At 36.6% G+C, this 12,923-nt stretch carries 11 protein-coding genes; 1 reads left to right on the top strand and 10 read right to left on the bottom strand.

What is annotated here, in order from left to right:
- Window positions 1-79 precede the first annotated feature (79 nt).
- From FCJ93_RS00905 to FCJ93_RS00865, 9 genes are all read right to left on the bottom strand, one after another.
- The gene (locus FCJ93_RS00905) at window positions 80-562 is read right to left on the bottom strand and encodes a hypothetical protein (RefSeq protein WP_137742750.1); all 483 of its coding nucleotides are present in this window, start codon (window positions 560-562) and stop codon (window positions 80-82) included.
- A gap of 21 nt (window positions 563-583) precedes the next feature.
- A complete protein-coding gene (gene ribF, locus FCJ93_RS00900) occupies window positions 584-1,534 on the bottom strand; it encodes a riboflavin biosynthesis protein RibF (protein WP_137742749.1) in 951 nt (316 codons plus the stop codon).
- Window positions 1,535-2,012: 478 nt separating this feature from the next.
- Window positions 2,013-2,405: an OsmC family protein gene (locus tag FCJ93_RS00895; protein ID WP_095311128.1), complete on the bottom strand. Its 393-nt coding sequence runs from the start codon at window positions 2,403-2,405 to the stop codon at window positions 2,013-2,015.
- A gap of 31 nt (window positions 2,406-2,436) precedes the next feature.
- On the bottom strand, window positions 2,437-3,432 hold the full coding sequence (locus FCJ93_RS00890) for an ABC transporter ATP-binding protein (protein ID WP_137742748.1): 996 nt from the start codon (window positions 3,430-3,432) through the stop codon (window positions 2,437-2,439).
- Window positions 3,413-4,429 carry an ABC transporter ATP-binding protein gene (locus FCJ93_RS00885; RefSeq protein WP_095310992.1) on the bottom strand — a complete coding sequence of 339 codons (1,017 nt, stop codon included), beginning with the start codon at window positions 4,427-4,429 and terminating at the stop codon, window positions 3,413-3,415. The genes FCJ93_RS00890 and FCJ93_RS00885 overlap by 20 nt, the downstream gene beginning before the upstream one ends.
- Window positions 4,430-4,454: 25 nt before the next feature.
- Entirely contained in the window at window positions 4,455-5,357 is a 903-nt protein-coding gene (locus FCJ93_RS00880; RefSeq protein ID WP_095310994.1) for an ABC transporter permease, read from the bottom strand.
- 15 nt (window positions 5,358-5,372) lie between these two features.
- On the bottom strand, window positions 5,373-6,323 hold the full coding sequence (locus tag FCJ93_RS00875) for an ABC transporter permease (protein WP_137742747.1): 951 nt from the start codon (window positions 6,321-6,323) through the stop codon (window positions 5,373-5,375).
- A gap of 207 nt (window positions 6,324-6,530) precedes the next feature.
- Complete coding sequence (locus FCJ93_RS00870; RefSeq protein WP_137742746.1) at window positions 6,531-8,108, bottom strand: ABC transporter substrate-binding protein; 1,578 nt, start codon at window positions 8,106-8,108, stop codon at window positions 6,531-6,533.
- 344 nt (window positions 8,109-8,452) lie between these two features.
- Entirely contained in the window at window positions 8,453-9,538 is a 1,086-nt protein-coding gene (locus tag FCJ93_RS00865; protein WP_235879381.1) for an AbrB family transcriptional regulator, read from the bottom strand.
- 237 nt (window positions 9,539-9,775) lie between these two features.
- Here FCJ93_RS00865 and FCJ93_RS00860 point away from each other — a divergent pair, with 237 nt between their 5' ends.
- Window positions 9,776-11,071 (top strand): sensor histidine kinase, encoded by a 1,296-nt coding sequence (locus FCJ93_RS00860; protein ID WP_095311003.1) that lies wholly within the window; start codon window positions 9,776-9,778, stop codon window positions 11,069-11,071.
- A gap of 256 nt (window positions 11,072-11,327) precedes the next feature.
- Here FCJ93_RS00860 and FCJ93_RS00855 read toward each other — a convergent pair whose 3' ends face one another.
- On the bottom strand, window positions 11,328-12,557 hold the full coding sequence (locus tag FCJ93_RS00855) for an NAD(P)/FAD-dependent oxidoreductase (RefSeq protein WP_095311005.1): 1,230 nt from the start codon (window positions 12,555-12,557) through the stop codon (window positions 11,328-11,330).
- Window positions 12,558-12,923: the final 366 nt, after the last annotated feature.

Here is a 12,923-nt window from a genome sequence, read left to right as displayed (position 1 = left end):
TAAAAATGACCGCTGGCAAGCTTGAATTGATCGAGTTTGCCAACAGCCTAAGTTCTACAATGCTATAGGTCCACATTTTTTATAACTTTCTCTTTGGATAAGAAAGAATTAGTCTTAAAACACTGCCGAAGATAACAACGAGTACAGCAAGATTGACAAGTGTATTTACCCCAACTAAAATGTATGCAAAAACAAACAATAGTAATGGTTTCGTTAGTGTGAAAGCAATCATTTTCCATAATAATTGAAATTTTAATCTTCTCTTCATCAGTTTTCCTATAAGAACACTTAAAAAGGATAACAGAGAAATCCCAATTACAGCATAAAAAACGATAAAAAATGGATATAGAATAAGAATTTGGGCCTTGTAAACATAGGCTGGCACCTCATTCATTACTCTAGAACTTTCCTGCAATAAGATTATTTGCAGCGGTATAACCAGAATCAACAATAATATGAAAAAATAGCCTGCTGCTGCCTTTAGATCAATTCGATTTAAACGTACTACCGCTTCTTTTTTTGGCAACAATAAACAATCTCTAAAAATATCTAATGATTTCAATTTCCTTCCACCGTCTCCCCCTCATGGAACATTATTATGATTAATTAATGGCAAAATTTTTCCTGCTTCTAATTTATCTTTTTTCATTTGTTCAATTAACGGGTCCAAGCCTTGAAATTTAATTTCTTCCCGTAGGTAGTGAAGAAAGGAAACGGCAATTTTTCGTCCATAGAGGTCATCATTAAAATTTAAAAAATGAACTTCAATTAAATAGTGATCACCGTTAACAGTCGGGCGATAGCCCGCACTTATGAGAACATTCCACTTTTTTGAATAAGCATCCACTGTCGCCCGACCGACATAAATACCTGGTTTAGGTAGGACATAAGTATCTGTTAATTCCATATTCGCAGTAGGAAAACCAAGTTTTCTTCCAAGTGCCTGACCACTAATTACTGTTCCAATAATGGTAAACGGGCGATAGAGCAGAGCATTCGCTTCCTTAATCTTCCCTTTTCTAATAAAAGCTCGAATCAAACTGCTGCTCATTTTTGCCCCATTTTCTGTTTCAAGCGGAACGACAATAACTTGAATATTTAATTTTCTGCAATATGTACTGAGCTCCTTAGTCCCACCTTCTCTACCCTTCCCAAAAACAAATCCTTCTCCAACGATGATTCGCTTCACATTTAAGCGTGCAATATGCTCAAGGATAAATGTTTTTGCTGAAAGATTCGCATATTCCTTTGTGAATGGAATACGATAATATCGCTTTACTCCAAACTCTTGAAGAAAACGGATTTTCTCCGGCTCTGGCGTGAGCTTTTCCTTGTATGCAACATCACCTGTCAATATCCAAAGCGGATGCTCTGAAAAGCTCATGACAGCAAGAATTTCCTCTTTTTGTTTGTATAATTGAGCTGTTTCAAGGATTTTTTGATGACCTTTATGAATCCCATCAAATTTTCCAATCATCAATACAAGCGGTTGAGAATCATCTGGAGGCAGTGTTTCAACTTCGATTATCTTCATATAAAAAACTCCTTATTATTTTTTGAAACTTTTTATATAAATTAGTATAAAAATACCGTAAACTTGTTATCAATTAATTAGAACATATTTCTCTCTCTAAAAGCAACAATCTCAGTTAATATTCGTTTTCTCAAAAATAATGTTTAATAATGCATAGGTATAGAAAAATGCTTTGTTGTTTCAGCCAAGCTATTGTTCCTTTCTGAAAAAATAGTATCAATACAGAAGAAATGCTACAGGGATTAATATAAAGCCTTCCCCGTGTTTTAGGGCAACATAAACTATGAAATGCTGTTCTTTCAAGCCAAGAAACCAAGCATACGTAAGTAATTATGACTCTTCGGAAATGAGAAACTAAGATTTTTAGGGATTAATCGTAGTTACACCAATTTTAATGAGTGATCTAATCAAGAAAAAGCTTAGTATCCCAAACAAAAAAACAACCTAGAATTCATCACTGGAATTCTAGGCTCTAACATTATTTCTCAACAATCTCAGTTTGAATTTGCAGTCCTCTTCTTAGTGTATTCCCTATTGTACATGCACGTTCTGCCGAAACTACGAGCTTATTTTTATACTCTTGAGAAAAATGCTGAGGCAATGATATGTTCACATTGCATTGTTCAAAACGTGACGGACTGTCACTCGCCTTAATCGCATTCACTTCTATCGATATATCATCATCTTGCACTTCAACCCCATCTCTTTCAAGCATCCGATTAAGAACTATCGTAATACATAAACCTAACGATGCTTCAAATAATTCTTTCGGGTTTAATCCATCACGATTCGCGGAAAAACTTCCTTCTACTTGAAATCCTGCATTATTATAAATACCAACTTTACCTTGCTCCTTTTTAATAACAGTCACCCAGCTCACTCCTTCAATACTTGTCCAAAAATTATTCATATAAATGACATGCTACATAATGATCTTGTTTCATCTCTTTTCGCTGCGGCACTTCGATTCGGCATTTTTCCAGTGCAAATGGACAGCGAGTATGAAACATGCAGCCTGATGGAGGATTTAATGGAGAGGGAATTTCTCCTTTCAAAACAATTCGCTCCCTTTTTCCACCGCGATTCGTACGCGGTACAGCGGAAAATAATGCCTGGGTATAAGGATGAAGAGGCTTGGCAAAAATGTCTTCATTTCGACCCTCTTCAACGATATTTCCAAGATACATGACCCCAATTCGGTCTGATATATGCCTGACAACACTTATATCGTGGGTAATGAAAAGATAAGTTAAATGCAAATCATCCTGTAATTTCTGCAATAGATTAATTACTTGCGATTGAATTGATACATCGAGTGCAGATACCGGTTCATCGCAAATAACAATTTTCGGATTGACAACCAACGCCCTTGCTAACCCGATTCGTTGTCTTTGGCCACCGGAAAATTCATGAGGAAAGCGGTAATAATGCTCCATACCTAAGCCAACTTTTTCTAAAATATCAAAAACCCGTTCTCTTCTTTCGTTTTTACTGACATTGGTATGGATTATTAATGGCTCCTCTAATATTTTTCCAATTCGCTTTCTCGGATTTAAGGATGAGTATGGGTCCTGAAACACCATTTGTATATCTTTCCGCAAACGGCGAACTTCCTTCTTCGAAGCTTGAAAAATATCTTTATCTTGAAAAAGTACCTTCCCACCCGTTGGTTCAGTTAATCTCAAAATCGTACGCCCGGTTGTACTTTTACCGGATCCAGATTCTCCAACAAGGCCATAGGTCTCTCCCTCATATAGCTTAAGTGTCACATCATTTACAGCTTTTACCTGTCCTTTTATTCCCCCTAAACGTCCAAATGGACCGGTAACAGGAAAATATTTTTTCAGCTTTTGAACTTCTAAAATGGGGTCGAGAGTTCTATTCGTTTGATGATTCATGAACAGCCTCCTTTTTGAGGATCTCTTTGTAATGCCAGCACCTAACCTTTTGAGTGGCACTATAGGCCTCCAATTCTGGAGCCTGTTCCTTGCAAAGCTCATCTGCATATGGACAGCGCGAGGCAAAACGACACCCGTGCGGAACTTTTTGCAAAGAGGGCACTGTTCCATCAATGGTATAAAGCTTTTGTAAACGCTCCCCTTCCAATTGTGGAATTGATTTAATCAAACCTCTTGTATATGGATGAAGCGGCTCTGAAAAAAGGCAATCCGTATCCGTCTCCTCCACAATCTGACCAAGGTACATGACCATCACTCGAGTACAGATTTCAGCAACAACTCCTAAATCATGCGTGATGAAAATAACCCCCATGCCAAGCTGAGCATTTAGCTCAGCGATTAAATCCAGTATTTGCGCTTGAATCGTAACATCCAATGCTGTTGTTGGTTCATCTGCTATTAATAATTTGGGCTGACACGAAAGGGCGATCGCGATCATAACTCGTTGCTGCATCCCTCCGGACAATTGATGCGGATATTCATTTATCCTTTTTTCTGGAGCAGGGATCCCGGTCAATCCAAGCATTTCAATTGCCTTTTGCTGCGCTTCTCGCTTATTAAGATTTTGGTGGATCATTAAAGATTCGCGAATTTGATCACCAATCGTGTACACAGGGTTTAAAGAGCTGAGCGGATCTTGAAAGATCATCGAAATATCATTGCCACGAATTTTCTGCATCATTGCTTTCGATAAGTTTAATAGATTTTCACCTTGAAAAAGAATTTCACCCTCATACTTAGCCGTGTATTTTTCATCGTATAGCCGCATTATCGACTGTGACATTACGCTCTTTCCACAGCCTGATTCTCCGACAACACCTACAATTTCGCCTTCATTCAGATGAAATGTGATTCCATCTACTGCAGTTATTTGGCCACGCTCGGTATGAAAATGAGTTTTTAAATTCTTTACTTCTAAAAGAGGCTTCTTCTCCATTCTTTACCTCCTTGCTTTCTAGAAATCATTTGGATTTTTTTCCTGAGCTGTGCGGATCAATAAAATCTCTCAGCCCGTCACCTAGTAGATTTAGTCCTAATACTGACAAAACGATCGCCAAACCTGGGAATACAACCATCCACCACGCCTTAAAAATAACTAATTTCCCAGCTTGTAAAATATTTCCCCAGCTTGGGTCTGGTGCCGCTATCCCTGCACCTAAAAAGCTGAGTGCCGCTTCTGAAATGATCGCTTCTGCAAACACAAACGTTGCTTGTACGATCAGTGGAGAAATTGTATTTGGTGCAATATGTTGCCAAATAATTCGTGTCGCACTTGCTCCCTGTGCATGCATCGCCTCAATAAATGTCTGTTCTCTAATTACTAATGCTGAAGAACGGACAATCCGTGCAATATTTGGAGTAAAAACAATGCTTAAAGCGATGATTACATTAAGGGGGGACGGACCTAAGGCAGCCATTAATGCGATCGCTAATAAAATTCCCGGAATAGCCATTAAACCATCACATATTCTCATTAAAATATGATCAAGAGCAGCATAATAACTAGCATATAAACCGATGACCAACCCTAAAATGGAGGAGATCAACGTTACGATTAAACCAATCCCCATAGAAACTTGGGCACCATAAACAATTCTTGTAAGCAAATCCCGACCGAATTCGTCGGTTCCGAGCCAGTGCTCTCCGCTCGGTGCATTCAACCTTTCCGCAACCTTCATTTCATATGGATCATATGACACGAGCATTGGACCAATTAAAGCAATGAGCCCTAATACGATGAATATGAAACAGCCCATCACCATTAATTTATTGGCAAAAAATCTACGAAAAAACAATTGACGTTCTTGTTTTTTGAGACTTGCTTTAATAGTGCGAACCCTGTCTACTTCTTTTACAGCGGCCACTCTCTCACCTCCTTGCTATTTGCGTTCGAGCCTTACCCTTGGATCGATCACACCATATAATAAATCCACGATCAAATTGATAAATACATATATTAAAGTCACAAACAGGACAATTCCTTGAATGACAGCAAAGTCTCTGCGTTCAATGGAATTAATAATCAACTGGCCTAAACCTGGTAAATTAAAAATCGTTTCAACAACAACAGCTCCTGTAACCAATGTACCAAAGGACTGGCCGATCACCGTTAAAATAGGGAGAAATGCGTTTCTCAAAGCATGCTTCGTTATGACTTTATGCTCTTTCACCCCTTTTGAACGTGCTGTTTTCACGTAATTTTTATTTAAAACCTCCAGCATTGAAGAGCGTGTCATTCTGGCGACAAGTGCAGCCTGTATGGCTCCTAAAGAAAGCGCAGGTAAAATTAAGTAGCGCAAATGTGTCCATAAGCCTTCAGTTAATGGCTTATATCCAGCAATAGGCAACCATTGCAAATAAACTCCAAATGATAACATTAGCAACAGTCCAAGTAAAAAGCTAGGGACAGCCATTCCTAATAAAGTTGCCACCATAAGGGTATGATCGGTGAAAGAGCCTCTCCGGTAAGCAGCAAAAATGCCAATTGGAATGGCAATAATTAACGCTACAATTTCAGCTAAAATGGCTAGAGAAATAGTCGGACCCAGATGGCTCAAAATCGAATCTAACACAGGTTCTTTCATGAAGTATGATTGGCCGAAGTCTCCTTGAAGAACGCCCCCAACCCAAAGCAGATATTGCTTAACTATTGGTTCATTCAACCCCATTTCTTCATTCAAGCTTGCTATTTGTTCTTCTGTAGCTTCCATTCCTAAAATAATCGCAGCGGGATCTCCAGGAGTAATATGTACGATTAGGAAGATAGCAACCGATACAACAAATAATACTGGGATAAGTGAGTAAATTCGTTTGAAAAGATAACTGAGCAAATGAATCCCCCCTTTATTAAAAATAAGGCTTTGTTATGCTGGTACTGATTTTTGGTCATTTTCTCTTCTTTCAGTCATACAAAAAAAGGTGTACGATATCAATGTCAAAAATCGTTATATCTTCAATTCCTTTTAAAAAGCAAAAATAAAAAAAGAATTAAGCATAGCATGAATCCTCCATCGCAAACAAGCAATGGAGGATTCATTCTATTCGATCACTTTCGTATTCCAAATTATAGGGGCTTCAAATACTTCTAATCCTTCAAGTTTATCAGTAGTCGCTAAAATGCTGTTATATTGACCAATAACCGTGGAAGAAAGAGTTTCATATAAATATCCTTGCAATTCATCCCACTTCGCCTTCGCTTCTTCTGGACTATCGGCTGCTCTAATTTGCGTCAATAACTCTGCAACATTTGCGTCATTTAATCCTGCCCAATCAGGATTAACAGCCAATAACTGCGGCGGTGTTAATTGGTAACCATTGCTTGTGATAAAAATATCCCATTTGCTCAAGTCATTCTTTGTTTCCAAGAAAGTTGGAAAATCATAGTTTTCTATTTTTACATTTAAGCCCAATTGTCTTAATTGTTCTTGCACAACAGTAGTGGCTGTATACATTTCAGCATAATCTTGCGTAGTTAATAAAGTAATTTCCTCACCATTGTAGCCAGCATCCGCTAGGAGTGTCTTAGCTTTCTCAAGATCAGCCTGATTATAGTACTCTTTACCAGCATCACTAGCCCACTGAATTTGATTTGGATTCATATAACTTGGATCTAAGCTGTACAATTCTTCATTGACAAAGCTCGCTAGCAGAATCTCATCCATATTAAATGCAGCATTTATCGCCTGACGAATATTTACATCTGCCAATACGCCTTCGTTAGTGTTAAAAAACATCGTCAGCGTTCCTCCAACAAATGTATATACCTTTATATCATCGATGCTATTTAATTGCTCGTAGCTTTCTGTTGGAATGTTATCAGCAATATCATATTCGCCAGTTTGAATTCCAGCAATGCGTGTAGAGTGGTCTGTCACAAAGTGATAAAACACATCTTCCACAAACGCTTCTTTTTTGCCTGCAAATCCACTTGCTTCTTCGTCGACTGCCTGATACTCATCATATTTACTCAACTTTATATATTGGTCTTGCTTCCATTCTTCAAATTGAAAAGGACCCGTTCCGATATACTCAGTTACGCCTTCAGCAGGAGCAGAATCAATAATTTCCTTAGGCATAATGGCTGGAAAATTAGCCTGAGATGCCATAATAATCAAAACATCTGACGCTGCGTTTTCTAAATTTAAAACTACCGTATACGGATCTTCAGCCACAAAATTAGCATTTTCTAATAGAGATTTTGCACGTGAAGATTTTTCTAACCAACGATTCATTGAAGCTACAACATCCTCGGAAGTCATCTCTTTTCCATTATGAAACAGTATTCCTTCCCGCAGCTTAAAGGTATATGTCTTTCCATCATCGCTAATGTCCACTGATTCAGCTAACATTGGCGTAGGTTCATAGTCTTCATTCAAAGTGTAAAGCGTTTCAAAAATATTACCTGCGATATCTAAGGCAACTTGCGATACAGTCATCGCCGAATCAAGTGTCGGCGGCTGAGCCGTTACTGCAATATTGATTTCATCTTTGTAGCTAACATTTGCGCTGGAATTATCATCTGACTTTCCAGCTTTGCTATCATTATTGCTGCAACCGATCGCTGTCAAGGCTAATAACGCCAGCAAAAATACAACCCCCAAAAATTTCCTATTCATATGTATTCCCTCCTGTTGATTATAATATTTTAGTTTTCTTATAATTCTTACCTTTTTAATAGGTTTTGTAGGTTAGAAGAATCATAACCTATTGCCTATGCAGTGTCAATGTATAAAAACTGGATATTCCTACTGTTTATTTTTATTTCACAGAGAGTTAATCGGATCTCAAAAAAAATTTTTTTATTGAAACTGCTTTAGATCAAACATGGTCGATGGCCTTAACTATTCTTCATCTAAAAAAATATTTTATTGTAATTTTGCATTTTTTTGAAAAACATATTATGTTAGGACGACATAGAACAAAATCTAATAATAACATGATTTATCATTTTGCTTAGCCGTCACCATAGCTTTTTTTGATACAAATAGTGAACAAACCATCGCAGCAATGGCGGCACGACAAAAAAGATAAAAAACAAGCGAAACAATTGATAACCAGCTACAATTGACAAATCTGCATGGATTTCAGCAGCGATAATTCCCATTTGATCCATCCCACCTGGCGCAAGACTAAGAGTGCTGGTAGAAAATGATATGTCTTTAACATAGGATAAGAGCAAACTCAATCCCCAAGAGCCAAACAGTAATAAAGCACCTGAAACAATAGCTATAGTCAACATTTTAAATTTATCTTCTATTTGCTCTAAATCGATTAATAATCCAATGTATGCTCCGATCATTAATTGGGAAACGTCCAATAGCGAAGATGGAAGAGTCGGACCAATATAGCCGAACAGCCCTATAATAGCCGTTGCAAAAATTGGACCGACCAAAAACGGTGTCGGTAGTTTTATTTTCCTCGCGATAAAAATGGACAGGATCACGCCAGGAATAAATAGTAGGATATTGGGGAATAAATTTCCCCAGCGGATGGTTGAAGAGTGGATTAAATCTGCGGCTCCAGTTGTTCCCGTTCCCACAAAAGGACTAAATACGAACAAAGGAACAAAAATAATAATTAGAATCAGTCTGGACACTTGCAGAAATGTGACAATTGAAAGATTGATATTTTTAATCTCTTCGCCAAGAAGAAGCATTTGCGAAAGTCCACCGGGAATGCTGCCAATCAAAACTGAAGGAAAATGTAATTTAGTTATTTTTGAAATAACAAAAGCTAGACCGACACAAAAACAAATCACTACGATTGTACTTAGAAAAATCGCTGGAAGTTGAGACAGAATGAACATGATAGCTTCTTTTGTAAAAGATAATCCAATTGAATACCCAACAATAATGATCGCAATATCTCTGATTGCACTCGGCCAGTATAACTTTAATCCAAAACTAGAAGCAATTAAAACAGCAGTCATTGAACCAAGCAGCCATGGAATTGGAATATGGATTAAATATGCAATCACTCCACCAGTTATGGCAATAATCAACGTTTTTATAAAAACAAATGGTAAAGTATGATTCTTTTTAACCAAAACACGATGCACCTCTTTATTACTTATAGATGAATTACAGTTACTAGTATAGGGCAAACCAGTAACAGATACCACCAGCAATCCACAATTGAAATAATTTGCGTTAATCCCTCAACTTTTTGCGAATGTTAGGAAAAATTGTAAGTTTATTAGAGCTTTTGAAGGATTATATCTGTTATTGTAGAAATTAAGAACTATATAATCAGAAGCTTTGGTTGTTGAGGAGGTATTTCTATTTTGCTGGAAAATGTTGGGTATATACTCTATCATGTATTAATTGTAATATTTCCAATACTCTTATATTACTTTTTGGCTATCCTCAAGAACATTTATTTCAGTAAAGCTCATAAAGGCATATTATTGGCACTAACTTTTCTAATTCTCCTATTAACCATCTCATTTCCAGTGTCTTATGCGAATGGCTTTGTTTATGACCTTCGCATTATCCCTATCATCATTGCCTTTATTTATATCGGTTTTTGGCAGGGAATCGCAGCTATTTTTATAATGCTGCTGTACTTACACTTTTTAGGGCAAACGAATTTATCGATCACTCTATTAAATTATGGCATCATTACCGTCATTTTTTATTTGACCAAAAAAAAATTAAGAACTTTTTCTTTTAAGAAAAGCCTTTTATACATTAGTGCACTCTATTGGCTTATAACTCTTACTCGAAGTTATTCCCTAATACATAATAAACAATATGACCATCTTCTAACAATGTTTCTTTTCTCAATCATTACTTGGATTACTCTAATCCTTGTCATCCTTCTTATCGAAACGTTTAAACAACATATTAAATTACATCAGGAACTACAACGCTCTGAAAAACTTAATATCATAAGTCAACTTGCCGCTTCTGTTGCACATGAAGTTCGAAATCCTATGACCACCATCAATGGATTTTTACAGTTAATGAAAAAAGACGACAACATTAATGAACAACAGCTTGCATATATTAATATTTCCCTATCTGAATTAAATCGTGCCCAGGACATCATTAACGACTATCTTTCATTAGCAAAACCAAACGATAAAACGATCCGTATTGTCAATATTAGTGAGGAGCTATTAAAAACGATTGAATTGATGACTTCCTATACGAATATACAAAATATTGAAGTGCAATCTATTATCGAACCATCCCTTTATATAAAAGGAAACGCCGATGAAATCAAGCAAGTTTTTATCAATATTATTAAAAATGGAATTGAAGCCATGAATAATAGTGGACTTTTAAAAATTGTCGCTTTTACTGACGATGATTATATTATTATCAAAATCTCAGATAACGGTGAAGGAATGTCAAAAGAACAGCTTTCCAGAGTAGGAACTCCTTTTTATTCCACTAAAGACAAAGGGACCGGTATCGGCTTAACCATTTCATTTCAGATAGTAGAACAATTAAAAGGAAAAATAACGGTTGAAAGCGAGGTTGGTTTTGGGACAACTTTTATTCTTTCAATCCCGATTTGCAAAATAGATGGGAATGGGCATCAGGCTGAACATCCTTTGTCAGCAAACTACTAAACTTTAGGCTTTGTTAAATAGAATTGTTGATAAAATGATTTTGGGCTCATTTCATGTGAAACCAAAGTTTCACATGCCTTTCAGTATAACTGAAAGGTCTAGAGAGAAAGTGAGCCAAAAGTCAAAACCAACATATAACAAAGCCAAACGTTAAAAATTAGGTTTTTTCAAACAATATGCTCGCTTATTTCCTAAAAAATAAGAGAGTCCCCCAACATCAATACTGCATTGGGGTCGCTCTCTTATTCTCTATAACCTACCTTGATGATGCCGTTTTAGCATAGCTCTTTTTAAACTTGACATTAAACATTTCTTTCAACAGCAAACCGGGGCCACCAAGAACCAATAAATAGCGTGCTTCAATAACCTGCTTCATAAGAGACGCGAGACGTCCTGTTAATTTAACGCCAAAAACATTGCCAACCGCCGCACGGCTCCCAATTGATGCAACCGTACCTTTATGATGATAGATAAATGGTTTAAGAGCATTGCCACGAATAGCAGCCACTAGATTAGAACTACATACTTGTGCTTGTTGTATAGCCACTTGAGCAGTTGCTGGAAGAGGAGTATTTTCTTCAACTTCAAAATATGCTGCATCCCCTACACAAAATACATCCTCAAATGTTTTTACACGGAGATATTGATCTACAGGAATTCGTCCTTTCACAAGTTGTAAATTCCATCTTTCAAGAAGACGATTAGCTCTCACCCCTCCAGACCAAATAAGGGTTCTTGCTGGTACTTGGTAGCCGTTATCAAGGATAACGGCTTCCTTATTACATTCGACGATTTTAGTAGATGTTACTACCTCTACACGATTCTTTTTCAAGTAAGAGGTTGTAAAATCAATTAACTTTTGATCAAAAAATGGAAGAATGGAATCAGACGCCTCCACATTTACAATTCTAGTATTCTCTAAAGGAATTTCATATTTTTTGCAAAGCTTTGGCAATTGATCAATTAGCTCCCCGACCATCTCAATTCCTGTGAAACCAGCTCCTGCCACGATAAAAGTAAGACGAGATAAATCGCCGTCCTCATTATATTTGTTAAACTGTTCCTGTATATGCTGCTGAATTGCTTTGGAACTGCGAAAGCTTCTAATTTTAAATGCATTCTCCTCTACTCCAGGTATTCCAAAGGTATCGACGTCAAATCCGAGTGCGATTAACAAATAATCATATTCATATATTTCATTGTTTTCTAACATAACTTTTTTATTTACAAAATCGACATGGTCAACTATTCCCTTTTTAAAATTGACAACATTTTTCTTTAGTAAATCAGCTATATGTAAAGCAACTTTCTCATCAACTGCAGTTCCAGCACTCGTTTTGTGCAACTGTGTCGAGATATAATGATAATCATGTTTATTAATTAAGGTTACTTCGGCCTCTCCTTTGTTTAAAATAGTTTCCAGTTCCTTACTGGTAATAATCCCACCATATCCAGCACCTAGAATAATCACTTTTGGCTTTCTCATCCTGCTTCATTCCCTCTTTGTACTATTTGTTCCATTTCTGAATTATCATTGTGATTATTTTCACATAATGTAACAAAAAAAGACTTCGTTAAACACTATAGTTATAAAAGCGATTTTTAGCTCATTTTGTGTGATCCCTTGGTTTCACATGCCTCTTTTTGTTGTGCTGAAAGAAAATAATTCAAAATCAGCAACAACATTTAACAAAGCCTCAAAAATACTTTTTATATGTGAATAACTTCACAATAAATAAAACATAATATGATAGTACTTCACAATATTAAAAATTTCAAGGGAATTTTATATTTTATTGCTTAAAACTTCATAATGAACGTTTTTAGTTATAAGCGCAGTTTCATAAATTCC

This window comes from Robertmurraya siralis, from assembly GCF_005502275.1.
GTDB lineage: Bacteria > Bacillota > Bacilli > Bacillales > Cytobacillaceae > Robertmurraya > Robertmurraya siralis.
This window is presented reverse-complemented; position numbering and strand designations above follow the sequence as displayed.

What these genes read in the sequence shown, in the direction of transcription:
- ribF (WP_137742749.1), bottom strand. Translation starts at nt 1,534, where the DNA reads ATGAAGATAATCGAAGTTGAAACACTGCCTCCAGATGATTCTCAACCG.
- FCJ93_RS00885 (WP_095310992.1), bottom strand. Translation starts at nt 4,429, where the DNA reads ATGGAGAAGAAGCCTCTTTTAGAAGTAAAGAATTTAAAAACTCATTTT.
- FCJ93_RS00870 (WP_137742746.1), bottom strand. Translation starts at nt 8,108, where the DNA reads ATGAATAGGAAATTTTTGGGGGTTGTATTTTTGCTGGCGTTATTAGCC.
- FCJ93_RS00855 (WP_095311005.1), bottom strand. Translation starts at nt 12,557, where the DNA reads ATGAGAAAGCCAAAAGTGATTATTCTAGGTGCTGGATATGGTGGGATT.
- FCJ93_RS00890 (WP_137742748.1), bottom strand. Translation starts at nt 3,432, where the DNA reads ATGAATCATCAAACGAATAGAACTCTCGACCCCATTTTAGAAGTTCAA.